General features: G+C 63.7%; 18 protein-coding genes. 6 read left to right on the forward strand and 12 right to left on the reverse strand.

What is annotated here, in order from left to right; genetic code table 11:
* Nucleotides 1-96 precede the first annotated feature (96 nt).
* Nucleotides 97-1356, reverse strand: a complete 1260-nt coding sequence (locus tag ACZYZ9_RS20500; RefSeq protein ID WP_463828100.1) for a L,D-transpeptidase — start codon at nt 1354-1356, stop codon at nt 97-99.
* Nucleotides 1357-2085: 729 nt separating this feature from the next.
* Nucleotides 2086-2826 carry an FHA domain-containing protein gene (locus ACZYZ9_RS20505; RefSeq protein WP_463828101.1) on the reverse strand — a complete coding sequence of 247 codons (741 nt, stop codon included), beginning with the start codon at nt 2824-2826 and terminating at the stop codon, nt 2086-2088.
* Nucleotides 2827-4267: 1441 nt separating this feature from the next.
* Here ACZYZ9_RS20505 and ACZYZ9_RS20510 point away from each other — a divergent pair.
* Together ACZYZ9_RS20510 and ACZYZ9_RS20515 are read left to right on the forward strand one after the other, a co-directional pair.
* The gene (locus ACZYZ9_RS20510) at nt 4268-4888 is read left to right on the forward strand and encodes a methyltransferase family protein (protein ID WP_463828102.1); all 621 of its coding nucleotides are present in this window, start codon (nt 4268-4270) and stop codon (nt 4886-4888) included.
* 344 nt (nt 4889-5232) lie between these two features.
* Nucleotides 5233-5862, forward strand: a complete 630-nt coding sequence (locus tag ACZYZ9_RS20515; protein ID WP_463828103.1) for a sensor domain-containing protein — start codon at nt 5233-5235, stop codon at nt 5860-5862.
* 113 nt (nt 5863-5975) lie between these two features.
* On the opposite strand, the gene ACZYZ9_RS20520 is transcribed toward ACZYZ9_RS20515, so the two are convergent.
* The 5 genes from ACZYZ9_RS20520 to ACZYZ9_RS20540 form a co-directional block, all read right to left on the reverse strand.
* On the reverse strand, nt 5976-6791 hold the full coding sequence (locus ACZYZ9_RS20520; RefSeq protein WP_463828201.1) for a YoaK family protein: 816 nt from the start codon (nt 6789-6791) through the stop codon (nt 5976-5978).
* A 588-nt stretch (nt 6792-7379) separates the two neighbouring features.
* Nucleotides 7380-8081 (reverse strand): cation efflux transmembrane domain-containing protein, encoded by a 702-nt coding sequence (locus ACZYZ9_RS20525; protein ID WP_463828104.1) that lies wholly within the window; start codon nt 8079-8081, stop codon nt 7380-7382.
* Between the two features lie 973 nt (nt 8082-9054).
* A complete protein-coding gene (lpqS, locus tag ACZYZ9_RS20530) occupies nt 9055-9453 on the reverse strand; it encodes a putative copper homeostasis (lipo)protein LpqS (protein ID WP_463828105.1) in 399 nt (132 codons plus the stop codon).
* Between the two features lie 173 nt (nt 9454-9626).
* On the reverse strand, nt 9627-10994 hold the full coding sequence (locus tag ACZYZ9_RS20535; protein WP_463828106.1) for a PPE domain-containing protein: 1368 nt from the start codon (nt 10992-10994) through the stop codon (nt 9627-9629).
* A 53-nt stretch (nt 10995-11047) separates the two neighbouring features.
* A complete protein-coding gene (locus ACZYZ9_RS20540) occupies nt 11048-12448 on the reverse strand; it encodes a PPE family protein, SVP subgroup (RefSeq protein ID WP_463828107.1) in 1401 nt (466 codons plus the stop codon).
* Nucleotides 12449-13445: 997 nt separating this feature from the next.
* Between ACZYZ9_RS20540 and ACZYZ9_RS20545 the strand changes: the two genes are divergently transcribed.
* Together ACZYZ9_RS20545 and ctpC are read left to right on the forward strand one after the other, a co-directional pair.
* On the forward strand, nt 13446-13727 hold the full coding sequence (locus ACZYZ9_RS20545) for a DUF1490 family protein (RefSeq protein WP_463828108.1): 282 nt from the start codon (nt 13446-13448) through the stop codon (nt 13725-13727).
* 8 nt (nt 13728-13735) lie between these two features.
* The gene (gene ctpC, locus ACZYZ9_RS20550) at nt 13736-15973 is read left to right on the forward strand and encodes a manganese-exporting P-type ATPase CtpC (protein ID WP_463828109.1); all 2238 of its coding nucleotides are present in this window, start codon (nt 13736-13738) and stop codon (nt 15971-15973) included.
* A gap of 272 nt (nt 15974-16245) precedes the next feature.
* Here the strand turns inward: ctpC and ACZYZ9_RS20555 are convergent, their stop codons facing one another.
* Nucleotides 16246-17208, reverse strand: a complete 963-nt coding sequence (locus tag ACZYZ9_RS20555; protein WP_463828110.1) for a cation diffusion facilitator family transporter — start codon at nt 17206-17208, stop codon at nt 16246-16248.
* A gap of 386 nt (nt 17209-17594) precedes the next feature.
* Between ACZYZ9_RS20555 and ACZYZ9_RS20560 the strand changes: the two genes are divergently transcribed.
* Nucleotides 17595-17969: an ArsR/SmtB family transcription factor gene (locus ACZYZ9_RS20560; protein WP_463828111.1), complete on the forward strand. Its 375-nt coding sequence runs from the start codon at nt 17595-17597 to the stop codon at nt 17967-17969.
* Between the two features lie 769 nt (nt 17970-18738).
* Here ACZYZ9_RS20560 and ligD read toward each other — a convergent pair.
* A complete protein-coding gene (gene ligD, locus ACZYZ9_RS20565) occupies nt 18739-19704 on the reverse strand; it encodes a non-homologous end-joining DNA ligase (RefSeq protein ID WP_463828112.1) in 966 nt (321 codons plus the stop codon).
* A 525-nt stretch (nt 19705-20229) separates the two neighbouring features.
* The gene (locus tag ACZYZ9_RS20570) at nt 20230-20442 is read right to left on the reverse strand and encodes a hypothetical protein (RefSeq protein WP_463828113.1); all 213 of its coding nucleotides are present in this window, start codon (nt 20440-20442) and stop codon (nt 20230-20232) included.
* 194 nt (nt 20443-20636) lie between these two features.
* Between ACZYZ9_RS20570 and ACZYZ9_RS20575 the strand changes: the two genes are divergently transcribed.
* The gene (locus ACZYZ9_RS20575) at nt 20637-21065 is read left to right on the forward strand and encodes a hypothetical protein (RefSeq protein WP_463828114.1); all 429 of its coding nucleotides are present in this window, start codon (nt 20637-20639) and stop codon (nt 21063-21065) included.
* Between the two features lie 60 nt (nt 21066-21125).
* Here the strand turns inward: ACZYZ9_RS20575 and ACZYZ9_RS20580 are convergent, their stop codons facing one another.
* Together ACZYZ9_RS20580 and ACZYZ9_RS20585 are read right to left on the reverse strand one after the other, a co-directional pair.
* On the reverse strand, nt 21126-21950 hold the full coding sequence (locus ACZYZ9_RS20580; protein ID WP_463828115.1) for a ParB/RepB/Spo0J family partition protein: 825 nt from the start codon (nt 21948-21950) through the stop codon (nt 21126-21128).
* Nucleotides 21950-22666, reverse strand: a complete 717-nt coding sequence (locus ACZYZ9_RS20585) for a nucleotide-binding protein (RefSeq protein ID WP_463828116.1) — start codon at nt 22664-22666, stop codon at nt 21950-21952. The genes ACZYZ9_RS20580 and ACZYZ9_RS20585 overlap by 1 nt, the downstream gene beginning before the upstream one ends.
* Between the last annotated feature and the right edge of the window lie 827 nt (nt 22667-23493).

A 23493-nucleotide genomic window follows, 5' to 3' on the forward strand; every position in this document is an offset into this window, starting at 1 on the left:
GACGCGGCCGGTTACTCGTTGAGCTCTGGCCAGCCCGCACATGCTCTATGCGTCTAGTAAGGTTGATGCCCGATAGGATCGGCCGCTTGATTCAAGTTACCTCTGCGCGCTGCCGGCCAGCCACAGGTCCCAGGGCACACTCCAGTCGCCGTTTTGGTCGATGGTTAAGGGCGCGCCTCCGGTGTTGCGGACTTCGACGATGTCGCCGGGCTGGGAGAATTGGTAGAACCAGCGGGCGTTGGCGGCGTTGAGGTTCAGACAGCCGTGGGAGACGTTGGTGTTGCCCTGCGCCCAGACCGTTGCATCGAGCTGGTGTAGGTAGATGCCGTCGGGACTGATGCGCGTGGCATAAGAAATGGTCTCGCGGTAGCCGAGCCTGGAGTTGATCGGCAACCCGTAGGTGGATGAGTCCATGATGACGGGGTTGGCTTTGTCCATGACGGTGTAGACACCGGGCTGGGTCCAGAAGCTGAAGGTGCGACCGCCGATGGTTTGGCTGCCACCCATGCCCATGGAGGTCGGCATGGTGCGTACGAGTTCCCCGTTGTTATAGACGGTCACCTGTTTGGTGGCGTCATCGGCGATGGCGATGTGGGCGTCGCCGATGCGAAAGCTGACCTGGGCGTCTTCTTGGCCATAGAGTCCCTCGCCGAGCGCTGTGCCGTACAGACTGGTGGTCACGGTGATATTGGTCCCTGGGGGGTAGTAGTGCTGCGGGCGCCAGTGCGCGGTCTGATCGTCCACCCAGTTCCATGCCCCCTCGAGGGGCGGGTTTGTGCTGATTCGCAGGGACCTTTGGGCGGCGGCGCGATCGGGAATGGCTTGATCGAAGCGGGCCACCACCACCGTGCCCACACCGTAGATGCCGCCGTCACGAAGAGAGGTGTCTGCGGTGGTGGTGAGCCGCACCGCGGTCTGTCTAGCGGGCATCACGGTCGAAAAGGTTGTAGTCCAAGTCGTTGTAGTCGTATCGGTGCCGCGACCGGTGGTTGTCAGCGTGTAGGTGCGGCCGTACCCCAGAGGCACGGCGGGCTTCCACACCTTTTGATCCGGTGTCAGGACACCATCGATGACCTTGCCGGTCTCGTTGACCATCTGCACCGCGACCAGCACGCCTGTGCTGGCCGTGACCACAATCGGAGTCGAAGGATCGACATTGCGGCTGCCGGGTGCAGGATTGACGGTCAATGTAGCCGGCCCTCGCGGCGCGCTCGCGGCCGGTGCAACTCCAGGCGCTGGCGTGACCGGTCGTTGCTGCGCAGGGCAGATGGCCGGTGACACGGTGACGTCGATCAACACCGCCACGGCGATCACCTGCACAGCGATGCGCCACCTACCTCGCTTAGGTTGGGTCACCGCGGCCCACCTCCCAAACCGTTCAGCGGTTACCCTGAGTGATCTCACTACACGTCACCAACTGCACGACAACGGGGCGTTCGGGTGGCCGATCTTTAGGGCCCTGGCCAGGTCGACAGAGACGAGCGCGGGCCTCATCGGCCAACCTGCCGTGTGCCAGGTGTTGCGCTGGGGACAACGCTGGTCACAGAACCGCGTCCACGGCAGCTCACGCACGATCTAACCGAGCGTTTCGGAGCGGCTGCTTTGACGCACCGCCAACGCGAGCATGACGAGGTGATTGCGATGTGCTGCCCCGGGTATCGCTGGGCGAGCATGCGCGCGTTGGAGGTGGCGCCAGCGGGTATCGCCGAGTGTTGAGGCTATGACGGTCGCCCTCCCGCGTCGATATAGGTAGGGTGCTGTGCCCGCTGCGGTTGCCATCACGGACTTCTTTCTTGCTGATCGTTGTTCGCGCACGCCTGCCTCGACGCTGTTGCCTTCTAGCAGCCGGTGGCGGCGTGCAATTGAGATTTCCCACCCAGCCACCAATGCTTCCTTTTCCGCGAGGACGGCGATAGAGAGGGCTATGTTCGACGACCGCCTGAACAGGTCGTTGAGCACCGCCCTAACCAGCACAACCGCACTCATCAGCGCAAAGCGGGGTTTGTTCACATCAGCGACCCGCCGGTTCAAGGAGCTGTGTCCGCGCCCAACGCCGCGTTGCGCGCTCAACCGGTGTCAGCACGATCATCGGATCGGGCGCCGCCACGGTACCAGGTGGTTTCCTGACACCACTAAGTGGGTGTTGCCGATCGTGACGTTGTCACCTTCGCGCAACCGGGCCCGGGTGATCGACACACCATTGACACAAGTCCCGTTGGCGCTGTTCAGGTCGCGGATTTCAAGACCCGTGCCTGTCCGAATTAACATGGCGTGTGCGCGTGATACGTAGGCATCGTCGATGACGAGCTCATTGGTCACAGCCCGACCAACAGTCCCCCGCACCACCGGGGCAATTGACGTCGGCATGCCTACCGTGTCACCGACCCCGCCGACCTCTGCAAGCCGCGGATGATGTTGCGGCCGGGTTAGTGGCGTCGTGCTGGCGGCGTCAGCCGAGGTGTGAATGGAAAGTGAGGCAGGTATCCGTTTGAGCGTTGGCAAACTACAGGGTATCGAAGCAGCGCCGTCGGTACCGATACCGAAGGTCAATTGGGGTCCATATGGACCACCAAGCGTGATGGTCTGGCGATCGCGAATGACGAATAGGCTGACGCGAACGCCGTCGACAAATATGCCGTACCGGCTGAGGTCTACGACTTTCCACTGCGGGCCATCGAGTTGCAAAAGCGCATGTCGGCGCGAGACCCATTGGCGGACTACTGGGTCAGCGTCGCGCAGCCAGATGTCGCAGTCGTGGTGGCGGCCCACACTGACTTCCCCGCAGTTGAAGGTGTACCGCGCCGAGCCGAGCCAAACCGTCAGCACACGCGACCGGCCCTCCCAGGGTTGCTGGTCCCGCCTCGGCAGATGATCCGGTCCGATCGGTGTCACTGGAGACCTTTTGACCCGATGCGGATGGTCCTTTCCGCACTCGCACCCCTGCCGATACGGTCCCAACGCTGAGACCAGCACAGATTTTCGATGCGGTCTCTGCAGCCCAACACTTTTCGTGACCTGGTGACCGGCGGCCAGCCGGATGCGACGCTGGGTGAGCAACATCGAGTTCGGAACGGGGACTTGTGCACACCCTTTTTCGCTTTGCGTTTCCGAGTCGTTTCGCAAAAGCGTCTGCTGCAGTTGTGAGGCACGGAACTTTCCATTTCCGCCGGGTCTGGATAGCTTGGTGCGGGCCAATCCGAGGTGCTCACTGGGAGTGTAGATGTCGGCCCGAAGGCCTGGCTGGTGCGAACGCAAGACCGTCCAGGAGTCCGAGTTCCACCTCGCTGCCGTGCACGGGCGCTACGCGCATGTCGGCTCGGATTGCACATTGACAGCTGAGAACCCCAAACGATGGTGGCTCGTCGCCGGTCGTCGGTGCACACCCGAAAATGGCGGCGAATACCGCTACAAAACCGACAATGATTTTCGTAACCATTTATGCATCCCTCGGCTTTGTCATTGCCCTCATACTACAGACGCTGTCCCTGGGTGCCAGGCATATTTGATTGCTGGTTGATCTATCGGCTACCGCACGGCACGGGTTTCCAGAATCTGCAACTTGGCCGCACTTCGGGATCTGTTGACTCTCGGACGACGACGAATCATCAGTTAGGCGCCTTGGTGGCGCGGGTAGTTAGATCAAGGCCTTCGCGATGGCGCGTTTCTAAGCCGTATGCGTCCGCCGGTGTGCGGGAATGAGTGAGCGTGAATGATTTTGCGTAAGCAGAATTGTCGCGTGTCGTCCGAATAAAACGATTTAGCGATCCCAAAACGGGATTGAAGTCACTATGGCTGGGTACAGGGCGGCGCTCCACTACCGGAACAATCTGGTGGGCGCCGGACAAAATTTGCTGGGCGCTCAGTCGCCGAGTCGCGTTGCTTCGTCCCGTCACATCGAATCCCGGCAGGAAGCGGCAGGACCGGTTCGATTGGCCGACGCGACGATGTCTGATCCAGCACAACACATACACTCGCACTCCCCTGCGGCGCGCGGCGCGTAGCGATTGCCCATCACAGCGCCGACGTCGTGAGTAGGTAATGAGCAAGCTGATTCGCCGGGAGGGGGCACACACGTCCTTTTCGACGCTGAACCTACAAACCAACGACCTGTGAGGCAAGCGGGCAGACAGTACCGGAGCGAGGCGCGCTTATCCCCCATTGGCGGCGGTTGATCGCCCATCGTGCCTGCGCGACGGGTGTTCAGCGGGCCGATGGTCACGACCCAGCCACACATGCTTAAATAAGCATATACTGATAGAATGAGATGATGGCGAGTCAATCGTGGACGGCCCTGCTGGCGGTGCTGCTTTATGCCGTGTTCGGAGTAGTGGGGTTCGGGTGGCGCAGTTGGCGGCAGCGGCAGAGGACAGGCTCGACCGGCTTTCGCGGTGTCCAAGGGCGGTTCGGCTCGTTGGCGTGGATCGCCGGCGCCGGGTTCGTTGCGGCGATCATCATCGGTGTCGCAGCCCCGCTACTGCAATTGGCTGGCATACTATGCCCGCTCGCAGCGTTGCAGGCGAGTTGGATCCAGGTAGTTGGCATTGTGCTTGCTGGCGGCGGCATCGGTGCGACCGTCTATGCCCAGAACGATATGGGTGAGTCGTGGAGGATCGGGGTGGATCCGGAGGAGACAACGAGCTTAGTGCACGACGGTGCGTTCGCCGCAGTGCGCAATCCCATCTTTTCCGCGATGCTTGCCTTTGCTGCAGGAATAGTGCTTTTGGCCCCGAATCCGTTGGCGTTTGCCGGTCTCGTACTCCTGTTTGTGGCGATTGAATTGCAGGTCCGCGGTGTCGAAGAGCCTTATCTGCGAACGGTGCATGGTCAGCAGTACCGCGACTACACGGCTGCAGTGGGGCGCTTTGTCCCTGGAATTGGGTTGTCCTAATGTCGGGCACGGACGCGATCACTTGTCGACATCTAGCAGCGGGTCGAGAAAGAACCAGCAGAGTTTTGTTGACAATAGTTAAATACTAGGTTGTCGGGATACCCAAGTCGGCAACCCGGACGCGGGATGTAGATATACCTATTTCTGAAGTCAACACAGAAATTGATGCTTGCAGGGTAGGATAGTCAATGTGCCGTCGGCAAGAGCTTCGCTCCCGTATATATTTCGAGCCTTTTTGCGTGACCGGCCGGGGCCGCGCTGTTGCAGCAGAAGATTTAGTGATGACGAGGTTTGACATTCCACACTTGCCTCTGTGTTCGCAGCCCAGTCGGTGGAAGCATCGAATGGCAGTGCGGGGTGCCGGTCTCCTGTTGTGCTGCGTGCTCGTTTCCGTTGCCGTGTGCTTGGTCACCAATAAAGCAGCTAGCCCGGCCAACACCGCATCTGTCGTCGATGCGTTACTGGTCGGCGTCGAAGAAGTGCGTCACATCGCCAACTACGAGGAGCTCACTGTCCGTTCCTACGCCGACGCGCATAATCCGCCGGCGGGAAATCAGAACGCCCCGGGTACCTGCCGGGCCGCAGGTATTAGCGATCTTACCTTTGCCGCTGGTTGGTCAGAGTTTCGTAGCGTGGGATATAGCGGCGTTACCGACGACATAGATCCCGGCGGTATGGCGCTGGTTTCTTCGGTGAGCCAAGCTGTTGCTATCTATCCAGACTGGCACGCGGCGCACCAAGCTCTCGATCAGCTAGAGTCCTTGCTGACATCCTGCGTCGCCCTGCAAGATCCCCAGTATCAATTCACCATTGACCACCCAGATTCTTCGACGTTAAGGATCACCGCCCCGCGTTGGAGCCATTATTACCGTGTCAAGAAATCGGCACTGGTATCGGTGGGCGTGGTGGGCATTGAGCCAGTAGAGCGGATCGCCACTGACGTTCTGCAGATCATCACCGATCGCATCAATTAGCGCGCCAACGTCTTTCGCCTCAAAAGAGCAGCCGACGATCGCCGTTGGACGGCGTGTGCTGTCAGAACGGTCGTGGGACGCAAAAATGCGGAAGTGAGACACCGTGCGCCCAGCTAGGTTCGCCGGACCCGGCGGTCGGCATGAAAATGTGTGTACCCACTGGTTACTGCGCTCGCGAATGCCGCAACAGCTAACATCTGGGATCCGCTAACGACCAGACTGATGCACCCGCCCGCGGTCGCCCCACTGACGAAGCTAAACCACAACCAGAAATATCCGAGCCACTCACCGGCCCGGCCGCCGCTGATGTGGCGCTCGATGCCTTGACCGAGTTTGACCAGTGTCCCTGTCACATAGCTCAACGGGATGGATACTTCACCGTTCTTAACGAACGAGGTGTTTAGTGCGCCGATACCAAAGGCCGCAAACAGCACCGGCACAAACGAAACCTGATTGGTCGACCACCCATCCACGCCGACGTCGACGATGGCCGCCACCAGAACCGACAGGGCGGTCAGCACCGTCGGGCCATGAGGGTGACCACCTTGCCACAGGTGGCGTCGACACAACGATGCGGTGACTACGCCTGCGACAAAGGACAACAACAGCAGGCCTGCAGCGATCGACAGCCACGCTTCGTGGCGAAAAAATCCCAGGATGGCGCGTTCGCTGTTTCCGGTCATGAAGGTGACGAAGTAGCCGGCGGAATGAGTGAATGCGGCCGCTCCGATCAGCCCCGCTAACGCGGCAAGAAGCCAGGACAGCCGCGCTTCTCGTGTGCAGATGCGGCCCTTCGCGCACTGTGGGCTCGGACTCTGCTGTCGCGCCACGGTGCCCGATGTGTCGCTGACGGGAACCAGGGCAGCTCTTTGGCTGCCCGCGCCAACCGGCGTTCCGCAGTGGGTGCACTGGGCAGCTTTTTGTCCGATGCGCCTACGTGGCCGAATATCCGGAGCGCACCGTGCGCAAATCATCACATCCCCGTGTTGACTCGACCCCTCATCGTTCATTCGAAAGCGCCCCTCTCCGCGCAATTAATGACTTGATCCGGCACGTGGAAGCCACTGATGCGCCGCTGGGACGGGTTACGGGTATCTTTCGCGGCGAACAGCGCGCTGACGGTGCCGAATGGCTACCGATAGGGCTTCGCGAGCCTTCCCGGCAAGGGCTTAAATCGGTCAACGGTGGCACACGGGCGCCGCGACGCGCCGTGTCGGGGACCATGATTTGTGGCGGCCGGGCGATCCGAGTGGATCTATTTGTGGCGACCAACTTGGGCTGATCGGCAGCTCGACGCGGGCACCGCGTCCACCTGGTCGGGACAAAGCTGGGCTCGCCGACCCGTCGGTTGCCGGCTTTGTCCATGCCTGGCCGGCCTGGCCGCGGCGATGCCGCGATCAGGCGCCGCCTAGCGATGTGTGCCGGTGACGACTTCGAAGGGCTCGACGTTCGTTGTCGACGCAATACTGTCCACGTCACAGCGCGGCCCATCCGGTCGATGATCTGCTTTTGGGGCGCTAGCACCCGCAGTCCTGACCGCGCCAGGACCGGATGCCTTGCCAGGTGGCCGCCGCGGCGATGCCCAGCCCGATCGCGGGGTCAAGCCACCATCCGGGGGGCCATGTGGCGGTGACGGCCAGTCCGATGAGGACCGCGGCCGCCTCGGCAGCGCACAAGTAATTCTGCGTCCCTTTGCCAACGGTGGCAGCCGAGCCTAATCGCTTACCGAGTGCGTGTTGTGCGCGGCCCAGAATCGGCATCTGCACTAGTGCCACCGCGGTCAGGATGATGCCGATCACCTCGGGGCGGGCTTCATGCCCGTCGATGAAGTGGTGTATCGATTCGGTCGCAATATAGGGGGCCGTGAGCCAGAAGGACACCGCCACACCGCGTTGGGCGCGCCGTTCGGCGATCTCAGATAATGTGCGCCAGCCGCTGAATCGCCAAATCACGATGATGCTGCCAAGGGCCTCCGGGGCGCTTCCCAAGGCCCACCCGGTCAGTGCAATCGAATCGGCCGACAACCCTTGCCACACGCCGATGCCGCCTTGCACAAGCACGAAAGTCAGGCTCACCACTGCCAGCCCGCGCGCCCACCGCGCCGCTCGATGCCATCCGACGTCTCGCGTCGTAGTCGTCGGCTTTCCGGAACACTCGGTGGCACAACCGGAGTCATCAACCACCGGCGTGGGATCGCCGGATGAGTTGCGGGTAGTCATGACGCGCACTCCGGCCTGACGCGATATCCGACCCAAGCGCGACATAACGGCCCGCCGTCGCGACGTATTTTTCTGAACGTGTGCCGGTCATTAATCATTCTCAACGTCACCTCCTTCGGCGCGGTGCGACGCGCCAGCTGTTGCTGATACCAATCATCGGGGTGTTGACCGGGCGTTGCGTGGGGCCAGTGCGCCGCGGGTAGTCCAGGCACTGCATATCGTGGGGGTGAGATCCTCAGCATGGTCGACCGTCCGGTCGTGCGTGTCTGCTTGGTGGTGTGGCGCCGCGGGGAGCCGGTCTTGGCCACGCCGCGATCACCGTGAGGGGTATCGGAGCCGTCCTGCACCAGATTGGGGGCACCGACCGCTCACCAATCCGGGCGGCCGGACCGATGGCGCGCTGGCCTAGCACGCCTGCGGCGCGTGCGGATATTCCCGGTCGGACTTCACAGGCAGCATGGTCGCTTCCAAACCCGCCCCGCATCACCCCGAAATCAATGCGCATTCCCCGGCCTCCGAGCGCCTTGCACGCGGTAACTACCTGCGCTGCAATGAGCCGCGCACGGCAACCGCCGGCGCCCAGGCGCGACCGCACGAGGGTGGTTGTCGCTCACCACGTCATGGCGATGGTCGGCCCCTGACTGTGCGGCAATCGGCGCCGCGAACATCCGCGTACCGCGAGGGACAGTCTCGAACGTGACCGCAACAGTCACGGAAGCGGACCAGTACGGTCCTGGTGTCGTCAGTGACATGATGTCGCTTTCTGGCGTATGCGCCCCGCGACTGGGACGAGCCCTTCATCGGGCTGCAGGGCGCTGAGGCATTGACGGCCGTGGGAGTGTGCCGGTGGGCGCCAACTCGCATGTTCGTCATACGGGTGAGGCGCTAGGTGCTGAAAGAGGCCACCGCGGCAGTCAACTGGGCCAGCGATCGCCGGTCGCGCGGTAAACCGCCACGACCTGACGCTTTCCGATCAGCGACGCGAGAGACAAAGTCGGGTCAGGAGGTCCTGACCAGAGCAAGCAGTGCTGAAGCCATCAGGGGGTCCGCGCCCCGCAAGAAGGGGACGGTCAACGAACAACGTCGCAACCGCACCCACGACGGCAATGATCTCCATAGCGACTAATGTGGTCGCCCATTGTGGGGCGATCGCCGTCGCCAGCGGTTGCGGACCGTCCCACAACGAGTGCACGTCGACTCGTGTGTGATCGGCGTTAAGGACTGCGGCTTTGCCGAACGAGGCAGCCGCGGTGTGCAGCGCAGCGTCGGAGCTGCCGGTCACCGACCGCTCTAGCTCACCGGCACCGCCACAGATCAGCCACAATATGGCGGCGAGGGCGACAGCCGATCGCGCGAAAGGGCGTCTACTCATCTTGCTAACCACAGTGCTTCAAATGTAGCAGCCGGTGCCGCGCCCACAGATAATGTCATGGCTCTGGCGTCGTGTGTGTCCCAAGATGATGGACTGAGTCTTGTGCCGCCTACCATACGGCCTCAGCAAGCAGGACAACCTGGAGGGCATCGCGCTGTCGATCGCCGAGTGACCTACTGCCCGAACGAGATCTCGAGCAGCCTCTTTTTCTGCTCGGTATATTCCTGTTCGCTCAGCCGTCCAGAGGCGCGCTGTGCGGCGATCTCGCGGATCGCGGCTGCAACGCCGGTCATGACGGTCCGCGGCGCGGGATAGGCCGCGGCGTCGAAGTCGACCGGTGCCGCTATGGCGCGGCCGGTGAGCGGCGCCGGTCTTGCGTTGTGCTGCTCGTTGGCGGTGGCTGGCGGTCCAGCCATAGCCTGTCCGGCCATTGCCCCAATTCCCAACTGATTGAACGTGTTTGCCGCGCCGAATTCTGCTGCCGGGCCCGCCGCCGCGTTCGCGCTCGACAGCGGCGTGGTGAACGCGGCAGCGCGCACCCCGGGTACGGCGACGGTCCAAGTTGGCGGCACCGCCAATCCCCCGATGATGTTCGCCGTCCCGAACGTTGCTGACATCGTCGGCGCAGGAATCCCGCCACGGGGCAGGTTCGGAAGCGGCGCCCGAAACGGCTGCACCGGTGCCGGTCCGGTACCCGGCCAGGCTTCTTCACCGTTCCAGCCGCTGACGGTGTCATCGTCAATAAGACCCGAAGCAGTGTTGAATGCGGAGGCAGGAAAATCTCCGAATGCAGTCAGCAGATCTGTCGGTAGGAGCACGAAAAGGTCAGCCAAGTCGGCTGGTGCGAGGAGAAAGACCGAGCTTAGAAGCGCCAGCGTGCCAAGCGTGTCGGCCTGGGCCGGTGCTGCCGCTGCGGACAACGCCTGCGGTACCACCCACATGGCACCAAGTTCATTGTCGGCGACGGTGCCGCCGAGTTGGCTAACCGCGGCGGCTTGGCTAGCCGTGGCACCCGGGTCGGTGTTGGGGTGCGGGGAGGTAAAGGGAGTCAGCACGACCGCGGCTGCCGACGAACTCGCGTAGGTGTACATGGCCAGGGCGTCTTGCGCCCACATCTGGGCGTAAATCGCCTCGGTGGCCGCGATCGCCGGTGTGTTCTGTCCCAAGAAATTTGTCGCCACCAGCACCGCCAGCAAGCTGCGGTTGGCGGCGATCTCTGGTGGGGGCACCGTCGAGGCGAACGCCGCCTCGTAGGCCGCGGTTGCCGTTCGTGCTTGGACGGCCGACTGCTCCGCCCGCGCAGCGGTGGCGCTCAGCCATTCCACATAAGACCCGGCCGCTGTTTGCATCGCCGCGGACGACGGACCCGACCAAGTCCCCTCGGCAAGTTCGGACACCACCGACTGATATCCGCTGGCCGCCGTATACAGCTCGTCGGCCAAGATGCCCCAGGCCTGCGCGGCGGCCAGCATCGGCCCCGGTCCCGGACCGGTATACATCCGACCGGAGTTGATCTCCGGCGGATAGATCCCGAAATCCATGACTAAGCAACCTCTTTCAGAAGACAACGTGTCCGACAAACGGCGTGGGCGTTTCACCGACCAAGCAGACGGTTCTTCTGCTCGGTGTATTCCTCGTCGGTCAAAATCCCGTCGTCGCGGAGCTTGGTGAATTCGCGGAGTTCCGCGGCCACGCCGGTCACCACCGCGCGTGAATTCTCCTGCGGCGCCTTATCTTTGTCGCCGGTGGCCGCGCTGTCGGCGCTGACCGCCCCGGCACCGGCCCGCGCCGCCGCACGTGCACCCCGCACCGCCTTTTTGGCGCCGGTGCCCACCACTCCGGCCATGGCCCGCCCGGCCATCCCCGCCAGCGCCATGTTACTGAGCGTGCTGCCGAGGCCGGCTTCTGCGGCTGGGACCGCAGTGGCGCTGACCGCGGCCCCCGGCAGCGCCGGCAGCGTGTAGGCGATGGGGCGCACCGCGGGGGTGGCAACGGTCCAGCTCGGTGGCACGGATAAGGCGCCGACGGAGCTGGCCTCGCCCAGACCAGCCTCGATGCTCGGCGCCGGCACCGTGCCCTCCGGCAAGTTGAGTAGCGGCGCCGGGAACGGCTTCACCGGGGCCGGTTCAGTGCCCGGAAACGGCTCCTCGCCCGCCCATCCGCTAATGATCTCGTCGGTGTGAATACCAGTCTCGGCGCCGATGATGGACACCGGCAGGCCAATCACTCCGATCACACCGGACGGTACGCCGATAAGAAAGGTCGCCAAAGCCGCTGCGATACCAAACGATATGGTGAACAGGTCGGCCAGCGTGCTCAGCGAGTCCACCGGGACCGCGGCGCCCGCTGCCGCGGGCGCCGCGGCTGCGCTCTGCAGCGCGCTGGGCACTGCGGAGAAGGCTTGCTGGATAACGCTTTGCGCGATGCCGGTAGTCTGACCGGCCACGGCCTGGTTGGCCAAACCGCTCGGGTTGGTGTTTTGCTGCGGTGGGTTGAACGGCGTCAGTGCCGTCGCCGAGGCAGACGAGGCTGCATAGCCGTACATCGCCGCGGCGTCCTGGGCCCACATCTCTGCGTAGTGAGCTTCGGTGGCCGCGATCGCCGGGGTGTTTCTTCCGAACACATTGGTCGCGACCAGAGTCATCAGCTGACTGCGGTTAGCCGCCACGATCGTTGGCGGAACCGTCGCCAAAAACGCGCTTTGGTAGGCTGCGGCAGCGGATTTGGCTTGAGCGCCGGTCTCTTCGGCCTGGGCGGCGGTGGCTCGCAACCACGCCACATACGATGCTGCCGCAGCGCTCATCGCCGCCGACGCCGGCCCCAACCAGGGACCAGCGGTCAATCCCGATACCACCGCCTGGTAGGCATTCGCCGCCGACTGCAGGTCGGCGGCGAGCACATCCCACGCCTCGGCCGCGGCCAACAACGGTCCTGACCCGACACCGGTATACATACGGGCCGAGTTGAGCTCTGGCGGATAGCTCGCGAAATCCATCTCGTTGCTCCTTATAATGCAGTGCGGTCGTGTTGAGGAACGGCACCGCTTGTGCTACTGCGACCCGAATTTGCGGCGCTGAACCGCCGCGGCGCTACGTGGTTATGTGTCAGTGGCGGCGCCGCGACCGCCCCCGTGCCAACCCCCGGTAGCACCCGGCAGCGAACAAGCCGCTCCTTGTTTGACGTGACCCTCCGATGCACCCCGGCTGAGCCGCATACTGCTGCGGGGGGGATAGGCCACCGGTAGCGCCTGGGGCTGCTGGACCGCATCAAACTTCGCGTCGGACTTCGAAAGTTGCTCGGGCTCGCTGCCGCCGCATTCAACGCGTTGATCGACCGTTACTTCATGCCGCTGCACCGGCACGCGCGACACACAGCGCCGACACAGCAGCACCGACACCCCGATCACCGTTGCCCCGCGCTCATCCATGAGCCCTCCCTGCATCAGCGGCAACCACCCCTGCCGTCGGTGAATTATAGTAGCATGCGCATGTGTGAATCTGAATGGGTTCCGTAGTGGCCGTGTTTTTCCTCGGCACGGGCGGGTTGCTGGGATGGCGGACACTTCATGTCCGCCCACGGGCCGTTTCAGCTGTCCATTGACAGACGACGACGCCGCGCTTCGGCTTGTTCCTTCGCCAAAGACGGCGCGCGCCACCCCCAATCGTCGCCAACAGCAGGCTGGTTTTGTGGTGTGTCAGCGCGCTGCTGTGGACATGGCATTCAGGTGATCGACGCGACCATCACTGTGTCGTTGTCATAGTTCGGTACGCGGACTGGCAGGGCGAGGCGCCACGGCAGGCCGAGAACCGCCAGCAGCCGCGATTTCAAGTAGTCGGTGTGTTAGCCGGGGTCGCAACGACTCCGAATGCCGCGTGGTTGCGGGGCGGGCCTCCCGACTCCTATCCATGGCGGTATTGCAATATACTTATGTTAAGATCAAACGCAGATAAGACGACTTCAGTGTCAACGAGGACCGAACAGGAGGGGTATTGATGCTTCCGCAGGCGCTAGTGGCCAAGGCGGCAGGAACGGTGTTCACCGGGCTGGTGGGTGTGGGCGCCTATGAGGTGCTGCGAAAGGCGGCAGGAAAGGCTCCTGTGCGTCGAACCGCGGTAGCGGTAACCGAACTGGGTCTGAGGGGAACCCGACGCGCCGAGGTGGCAGCGGAGTCGGCGCGGCTCAAAATTGGCGATGTGGTCGCCGAGGCCCGTGAACGCATCGGTGAGGAAGTGCCACCGCCGGCTGCCGCCGAGGTCCACGACCACGATCACTGACCGCTGACATGACTGTTGCCATCAACGCTGTGGAGGTCGTCTCGGACGCTGCAGGACGAATGCGGCTCCTCGTTCCTTGGGTCCGCTCCAATTCGCGCCGTGCGGTCGCGGTCGAAGATGCTGTGAACAAGCAGACTGGTGTGCGGGTGGTGCACGCATACCCGCACACCGGGTCTGTGGTCGTGTGGTACTCGCCGAAACGTTGCGATCGCTCGGCCATCGTGGCGGCTATCGCAGAGGCTCGTGAGGTGGCGGCTGAGCTGATTCCTGCGCGCACACCTCGCTCGGCCGACATCCGTAACGCCGAGGTGCTGCGCCTGGTGATCGGAGGGGTTGCGCTGGCGCTGCTCGGTGTGCGCCGCTACGTGTTTCGGCGACCGCCGCTGCTGGGCCCGTCTGGTCAGTTGATTGCCACTGGCGCAACGGTGTTTATGGGTTATCCGTTCTTTCGCGGCGCGCTGCGCGCTCTGCGTTCCGGTCGCGCTGGCACCGACTCGTTGGTGACGGTGGCCACGGTGGCCAGCCTGGTGTTGCGGGAGAACGTGGTCGCCCTGACCGTGTTGTGGTTGCTTAACATCGGTGAGTATCTGCAGGACCTGACTTTGCGGCGCACCCGCCGCGCCATCGCCGATCTGCTGCGCGGTACCGCCGACACCGCGTGGATTCGGCTAGACGACGGTAGCGAGGTGCAGGTGCCTATCGATACGCTGCAGATCGGGGACCAGGTCGTGGTTCACGATCATGTGGCGATACCTGTCGACGGCGAAGTGGTCGACGGCGACGCAGCTGTCGACCAGTCGGCGATTACCGGGGAAACGCTGCCGGTCAGTATGGAGGTCGGGTCCCGCGTGCATGCCGGATCGGTGGTGGTACGCGGTCGACTGGTAGTGCGCGCCAGCGCTGTCGGCAACGAAACCACGATCGGGCGCATTATCGCCCGCGTCGAAGAGGCGCAGCTCGATCGGGCGCCGATACAAACGGTCGGTGAGAACTTCTCGCGCCGCTTTGTCCCTATTTCGTTCATCGTGTCCGCGGCCACCTTGGTGCTCACTGGCGATGTTCGCCGCGCGATGACGATGCTGTTAATCGCGTGTCCGTGCGCGGTGGGATTGTCCACCCCGACCGCGATCAGCGCCGCGATCGGCAACGGGGCGCGCCGCGGCATCCTGATCAAGGGCGGTTCCCACCTGGAACAAGCCGGCCGGGTGGACGCCGTCGTGTTCGACAAAACCGGGACTCTGACCGTTGGGCGCCCCATCGTCACCAACGTCGTTGCGCTGCACAAAGACTGGCAGCCCGAAGAGGTTCTGGCCTACGCGGCCAGCTCAGAAATCCATTCTCGTCATCCGCTGGCCGAAGCGGTGATTCGCTCGACCACAGAACGCCACATCACCATTCCCCCGCATGAGCAATGTGAGGTGCTGGTGGGTCTGGGCATGCGGACCTGGGCCGATGGTCGGATTTTGCTGTTGGGAAGCCCGTCGCTGTTACGCGCCGAAAAAGTGCGGGTTTCCAAGAAGGCGACGGATTGGGTGACCAAACTCCGCGGCCAAGCCGAAACTCCACTGCTGCTGGCCGTGGATGGCAAGCTGGTGGGTCTGATCAGCCTGCGCGACGAAGTTCGGCCCGAGGCCGCCGAAGTCGTGCAGAAGTTGCGGGCCAATGGAATCCGGCGCATCGTCATGCTCACCGGCGATCATCCCGAGACCGCCGAGGTGGTCGCTCGAGAGATGGGTATCGAAGAGTGGCGCGCCGAGGTGCTGCCGGAAGACAAACTTCAGGCGGTGCGTCAACTTCAGGACGAAGGCTACGTCGTGGGGATGGTCGGCGACGGCGTCAATGACGCCCCGGCACTGGCTACTGCCGACATCGGGATTGCAATGGGACTTGCGGGCACCGACGTTGCGGTCGAAACAGCCGACATCGCACTGGCCAACGACAACTTGCAGCGCCTGCTCGACGTACCGGATCTGGGCGCACGCGCGGTCAAAGTGATCCGGCAGAACTATGGCATGTCCATCGCCGTCAACTCCACGGGTCTGTTGATGGGTGCTGCGGGTGCGCTATCACCTGTGCTCGCCGCGATACTGCACAACGCGTCGTCGGTGGCGGTAGTCACTAACAGCTCCCGGCTAATCCGCTACCGCTTGGCCAACGGGCAATCACCGAACGGTACTGGGCTCCCGTCGACGACACCTGCAGACATCGACAGCAGGGACTTGATGCCATCCGCTGCTGGTGAATGAAACGAAACTGCGTTCCGATCGATTGCTGGCTGCTCTCAGGACGAAGCCTCGATCATCGAGATGGGCGCAGCCGAGGAAGTTGCGCAGCCGCCGGTGCTGAGGGCCGATCCGCGAACACGCACGAGTTTCACCAATGCAATGAAGAGCGGCCGCAAGGCCTGGGTGGTTTCGGAGCTCCGGGCCGCGATTAGGGTCCCGTGTCGTGACTGATGTGGATATCCCCTCGCAATTACGAAACGACACAGCCCAATCGTAATGAGGTTTTTCGCGCACTACGCGGTGGTGGAGCGATGTGTTGGACCATGGGGGTCTTCACAATGCGCAGAGGCTTCGTGTGCGCCGGGCTCGCCGTACTCGGATCGCCGATAATCAAGCTGCAACGTACTGTGCGAAATGCCGTGCTGGTGGGACAGTAAGTGCGCAAGGTCGACCCGGGTGGTGTGGCAATCCTGGCCGTCAGCGACGATCACGTGTGCGGATAGGGCCGGTTGCCCAGAGGTGATTTCCCAGATGTGCAAGTCGTGGACCTCCACCACTGAATCGTGTGCAGCCATCGCTTGACCGATCGCGGCCGGCTCCACCCCCTGGGGAGCGGCCTCCAGGAAGATAAGGCTGGCCGCACGCACCAACCCCACTCCGGCCCTGATCATCAGGGCCACCACGATCAGCGTCGCGATCGCATCGGCTCGCGCGAACCCGGTGAAAACAATCACCACGCCGGCCACCGCAGTAGCGATGAATGCGAATAAGTCGTTGAGTATGTGCTGAAAAGCGCCTTCGACATTGAGGCTGGACCGGTCAGCTCGACTGATCATCCACGTCGCAGCCACGTTGACAACCGCCCCGGCCAGCGCGGTGATCAGCACCAGCACGCCGGTGACGGGCGGCGGATCGATCAGGCGACCGATTGCCTCGTAAGTCAGCCACGCCGCCAGCACCAGCAACGTCACCCCGTTGGCCTGTGCCGAGAGGATCTCGACGCGCTTCCAGCCGTAGGTCATCCGCCCCGCCGCCGGCCGCACCGCCAGCCGAATCGCCCACAACGCCAACGCAATCGAGGCCGCGTCGGTGAGCATGTGCGCCGCATCCGAGATCAACGCCAATGACCCGGCGAGTACCCCGACGATCACTTCGCCCAGCATGAACGTCGTAATCACCGCCAACGCTGCGCCCAGCCATCGCCGGTCAGCATCCGCCGAGGTGTGCCCATGTGCATGGCTGTGGCCGGCGCTCACGGCCGTGCCCTTTTCGACCAGACCATCTCCATAAGTTATGCGTACATTGCGATATATGCAATACCCCGGTAGCGATCGGCTGCACGCGCAGGACCGTGCCGTGCAAGCGCCGAGAGCCAACGCTTATCGTGCCCCGGTAAGTCCTCCCACTACGTGAGGCACAGGCCACCGGAATTGGCCTGCGGCGGTGGTACGCGCAATGCCTCGTCGCGCATCTGCCTGCCTGCCGATGAGGAAGATCTAAGCCGCGGCTCGACCCAGCCTGCACTTGCAACGCCGAGCTTCGAACCAAACTCCGAGCCAGCACCGACGGCCGATGAAAACGAGCCGCGTAGGGTTGGCCGCCGCGCCTTCATTGCTATATAGACGACCGTTAGTATGCCAGCATGGGCACGCGGCGGGTGGACTCTTGCGACCTGGTGTGCCTGAATTTGCATGATGCAGAGTCCATTCGAACGTCACTGCCCGGGTCGGGCCCGTGTCAACGGGCCGCATCCCAGGCGCGGGCCTTCGGTGACCCCACCCGGTTGACGATCGCGACGGCGCTACTGCGTGGCGACGAGTTGTGCGTGTGCGATCTGGCGTGGGTGGTCGGACAGGCACAAGGCTTAGTGTCCTATCACCTTCGCCAACTCAAGACCGCTGAGCTCGTGTCCTCCCGTCGGCAACGGCAGTTGGCGATGTATCGGCTCACCGAGCGCGGCCGCACATTGATTCAGGCGTTGGTCGGTGCCGACGCCGCTGCGCTCGACACGGAGTGAGCATGTGTGACACCTGCTGCGGCCCTTAGACCCCCCCGCCCGCGACCGCAATCAGGACCTTAGGCGAGTCTGGTAACTTCGCGAACTGCGACTCGCGGCGCTGCCCTCCTCCGTCTGACTTGGGGCGGCGTCGGCCCAATTAGGCGCGTCAGTCGCTGGAGGGTCATCTAGGGCAAGCCGTGGATTTTGCGAGCGGTTGCAGCGGCGGGCCTCGCGAGTGGTACGCCACGTCTTTGGACTTGACCGTCGGAGCAGTGCTCGACTGAGCTGCCCAGTGGCCACCTGTAGCGGGCAACACCGCGCGGTCGTGCCGCCCTCGGCCCGGCAAGGGGACTCCGTTTGTTCGATCGCCGCACGCTCGTCCCTGGCTTGACCTCACGCGGTCGGGATTTTGAGCAGGATTTCCGCAATCACCTCCTTATTCGAGCGATGTTTGCCCGGTTCGTCCCTACAAGCCTTTTGAGCGGTCTAGCATGACCGGAATCGGACCCCGGTGTTACGCGTTTGAGCCATTTCATCATCGCGAAAGCATCGTGGATAACTGGGATTATCCGTGTGCCCAGGCAACGGGGAAATTCTGACTCCCTGATTACAGCAGCCCCTGCATCAGTTTCGTTGCAGCACAGTGGGATTCGAGATGGAGTGTCCGTTGAGGCATAAATGAGCGACCGCGATCGAGGAAGTGCATTCGGGTCGCACAAGCCGGGATATCTGCCATTCGCAGTCGTTTCATCACAGTGACGGTCCGGCGCGGCCGCGGCAGCAACGGTCAGCTGTGTGGCGGCAAACCGACTTCGGAGGGCTTGCGCGTGGTAAGTCCTTTCCAGGCGGGATGGCGCAGGCGTCCGGGGAATTCGCGGTATTCGACCAGACCCACCAGCGAGGGCCGCACCCAGTGGGCGTGGCCCGACAGCGCATGGCCGGGTGGGCACGAAAGTGGTGGAGTGCGAGTTTCGATCTGCTGCAGCTGCGCGTAGATGGCTCGGTTGGCTGGCCGGCTCAGTCCGGAGCTGACCGCCCCGCAGTACAACAGTCGCCCGTCGGTGTCGTGGGCAGCGAGGAGCAACGCGCCGATCGGGTTCGCGCGGCCGTCGACCCAGCCGGCGACGACAAGCGGGGCTTTGCGTCGGATGACGGTCTTGATCCAGGAGCGAGACCGCCGCCCGGGCTGGTAGGTCGATGCCGCGCGTTTGCACACCACACCTTCGAGCGCCAGATCCGTTGTGGCGTCGAACAATAAGCGCCCGTCGAGGCCATGCCAGCACGGCGGTACGACGACGGTGCCATCGCGGGGCAATCTGAGGCCCTCGAGCGCTTCGCGTCGTTGCACGTAGGGCAGGCCGGTCAGATCTGTTCCGTCCAAGTGCAAGATGTCAAAGAGCAGGTAGCGCGCCGGCACCGTCGTGCGCAGCCGAGGGTCCGGTCGGGTGACGCGCAGGCGACGCTGCAGTCTGCTGAAGTCTGGTCGCCCGTCGTGGGCTAGCGCCACGATCTCGCCATCGAGGATCGCGGTGTGTCCGCCCATTGCGGTGTGTAGGCCGGCGAGAACATCGGGGAAGCGTGCGGCCAAGGTGTTTCCGGGGCGGCTCACGATCTCGATGTCGTGGCCGTGGATGCGGGTCAGGGCCCGGGCGCCGTCCCATTTGGCCTCGACGATCCAATCCGGTCCGCTGGACGGCGGGCCCGGCGTGGCCAGCATGGGCCCTGGCGGCAGGGCGGGAAGGACGATGCTCACCCTGCCAGTCTGCTCCCCTCTCGATCCGGGCGCCTGCAGAGGTGCAGCGACGCAACGCTTAGCGTCTCTGGGCGGGGCTGGGTGCGTCCCTGCACAGTAAAGCCGCTGAAAGCGGCCCCTCCGCGGGATTGACTGGTGGTGACGGGGCCATCGAGTGTGCGCTGGTTTCGCCAGTGCCGCGCCGTGCGCACCGTCTGCAGTTCGTCCGCGACCTGCAGTTGTGGGATCTGCTGCCCGTTGAGGGGAGCATCTCCGTTGGCCCAGACGGCCGGGTGCGGCATCAATCCTGGGGCTGTGCCGGTATGTGCGCGATCGGCGGTGGCGTGAGGCGCCTTGCCGTTCGCGCGTGTGTCTCGGCTCTCCGCCACGGGACGGCCGATCGAAGAGACCCGGTCCGATCGGCACGTTACGGGTTACGAAGATTGCGCCGTGCGCGTGTGGCCGGCGAGAGCGGCCCGGTGGGGGCGTCGGCGGATTGCTTGAGGAACTGACTTTGATCGGCGAAAGGGCTTTGGGTACGCCGGTCTAGGCGCTAAGCGATTCGCCGGGTAGGGGGGTCGCTAGGAGGTCCGCAACGGTCGATTCGAAGAGTGCGGCGACGTTGACGCCACGGAATTGGGCGAGGCGGGTCAGCTTTTGGTGGTCCTCGGGGCGCAGTCGCAGGCCGACCATTTTGGTGCGTTGCCGCGTTTCGGTGCCTTTGCGGGTGTGGGCGCGTCGTTCGGTGTGTAATGCCACGACTGTTCCTCTCAACAACCGGGTGGTGGGCTCGACCACCGTAATGGCGCTAGCTGTTGCCGTTAGTTTATGGCATCGATGTCGTTATTAGCGACATTGGCGGCCTGTGGCGGATCGTGATGCCGTTAATATGCCATTAGTTAACGGCATTGTGTTGTAATGGGACGATACGCTCGCGAGCGCGAATCGAGGCGATGGCAGAGCTCAAGCAGGTGCCTGACGGTGTGGAGACCACGCCGTCAGGTCCGCATGTGTCGTTGCGGGAGGCCGCGGCGGCATTGAATAAGGACCCCCGCACGCTGATCCGGGCCATTACCGCCGGGGAATTGCGCGGCGGCGCGATCCCCCGTCCGGAACGGCTGCGCTGGTATGTCTACCGTGATCAGCTACCCGGTGAAGCCGGGCCCTCCCCTACCCCCGCGTCGAGCACAGAAGTTGATGACTTGCGTGCCCGGCTGGTGACCCAGGTGGAGGTCAACCGGCTGTTGATCGCGGCGCAGCAGAACATGCTGGCCGGAGAAAGCACCGCGGAGCGCTATCGCGCGGTGGCGCAGAATTATCTGGATGCCCTCGCCCAGTTTGTGACGCCGGGGCATTTGGGTCAGTTGGCCGATCAACTCTGATCGCCCCCCGCATACAGTCCGCTGACCGATCGACGGGATGCGGAGCGCCGCGGCCGCAGCCTAGAGCAGTGCGCGGAGCTGCTTCATCCCCTCGTCACCGAGGTAGTTGCGTAGGGCGTCGACGAGTAAGTCGGGGCGGCTGTCGAATTGGGCTAAGGCGGCAGTGAGTGCCCGCGACTTCGGGGGGCCGGGTCGAGGTGCGGGGACATCGGTGTCGTTGTTCTGCTTGGCTAGGGCTGCGCGCCAGCGTGCGACTTGTTGTTCGCGCGGGACCTGCGCCAGGGCGCGGGCCTCGCGGATGGCGAGTTCGCCCCGACGCAGCGCGGTTTGGAGTTGAGGGTCAAGTTTGAGCAGGGCGCGCCGCTGCGATACCCAGCCTTCGGTGCGGTGTAGCCGCTGTGCGGCCGTGACGGCGCGCCCGCATTCGGCAACGAGTGCCTCCACGGCGCGCGCCTCTTCGATGACGTCGAAGTCTTCGCGGTCGACGTTCTCGGTAATGGCCGCGGCGACCAGGGTAATGCGGTCGCGCGCGAGAGCGTCGTTGACGACGATGTCGAGGTCGGTGCGGCCGTATTTGTGTGCTGCGGCCAGACGCCGGCAGCCGTTGATGACCACGAAGCGGGTGGCGATGGCGTCGTCGGGGTATAGAGCGCGGTAGGCGGCGGCGGTGACGACCACCGCCGGTTGCAGTTGCAGGTCGGCGATCGAGGCGAGGTTGGTCAGGTCGCCGACGTCTTCGCGCGGGTTGCGGGGGTTGGCGGTCAGATCCGCCAGCGCGACGCTGCGCGCCGGCGCCTCGCTCGCCGGTGGACGGTCGACGGGCGAGTTGTCGCCGACGTCGCCGGCCAGTTCGGCCAGGCTGGTGCGTCGTCCGCGTGGGGCCATCAGCGTCCTCCCCCGATGTTGAGTTCGAGTGCGAAGCGGTAGAAGTCTTCGCGTGCTTGCAGCGCCACGCGGTTAGTCGGGTATTCCGTGACCACCTGCCCGTCGGCGCTGGCCCGGGAGTGCAGTTTGTAGTGGCGGATAACAGTATTGGCCAGCGGCCATCCGTTGCGTTTGATGAATTCTTTGGTCTCGTTGAGGTCGTAGTGGCCGTCGCGCGGGTCCCAGTTGTTGATGACCACGGTGTAGGGCAGGCCTCGTGGTCTAACGACCTTGTTGATGGTTCGGGCCGTCGGATCGAAGGAGAGCGGTTCGGTCTCGATCGGGATGATGACCTGGTCGGCGACGTCGAGCACGGCGCGTAGGGCGTCTGCGGCGGGCCCCCTGCCGAGCGGGTCGGCGGTGGTGCCGGCGCCGGCGTCGAGGTCGATCCAGCCGGGGGTGTCGATGTAGACGTGCTTGATGGTCGGCAGCTCTTTGATGCGCGCTAGTCCGGCGAGGTCGTCGTGGGCCTGCACGATGTGAAACGGCAGGTCGTCGATTCGTGATGCCCACCAGACGGCTGAGCCTTGGGGGTCTACTGAGATGGCGGCGACCGGCGAGCTAGCGTCCGGATCATCGCGGTGATTGAGGACGTCAGCGGTCACGGCGGCCAGGTTGACCGCGATGGTGCTTTTGCCGACGCCGCCTTTCTGGTTCAAAAGGACGTGCACAGCCATCGAATGGCCTTCCGTATGCTTCCCCCGCACAGCGGGGTACTTCGGATGGGTCGCCATGATGCTAGTGGCACCGCCGCGATCTGGGCTGTCGGACACGCGGCCGGCGAGCGAGCATACGCACATCGCATGCAATTCCGCGCCCTCTCCCCCGGCGCTTCGCTGTCTCAAGGCAGAAACGAGCCGTTGGATCTTTACCGCGGTAAAGATCGGGCAAGTTCCGTCGCACCCGTCCGCCTGGCACGCTCACGCGATCTGGTTGGAATTCGGCTCTGACCTCGGCGCCTCGCGTCCCCCGCCAGCGTCGTCCGGTGATTGTGTGATCTGGCGACGCCGTCACGCGGTCATCGAGGCATCCGCACACCCGGCCGATGCGGTGACGGTGCGATCGGGTGAGTCGGTCACCGCGTCACGTGGTTATCGAGTAACGCGGAGATCTGGTGGCGGTGCGACTGAGTGATTCCCTGATCCGTTGATCGCATCACGGGATCGCCGGATCACGTGGTGCTGCGGTGTTTGGGCAACGGGGTCACTATGCGACCAGATCACAGGGTGCGGCGATGATCAGGTCACCGCGTGTTCGTGTGATCGGAACACGGGGTCGCGACGTCGCGGCATCACAGGATCACCAGTTGATTCGATCGCGGGGCGATGTCGTGAGCAGATCACCTGATCACTTCATCATTGCGTCACGGTGACACTACGCAACCCGGTGTTGCAAACACAGAATCGCTCACTTACTGCGTTGCTGCATCACCGAGTCACCGCAACACGCCGCGACCGCATCGCGCGAACACCCGGCGACCCCGTGTTGTAATCACAGGTGTGAC

It is taken from the genome of Mycobacterium sp. IDUB_28, from assembly GCF_055419285.1.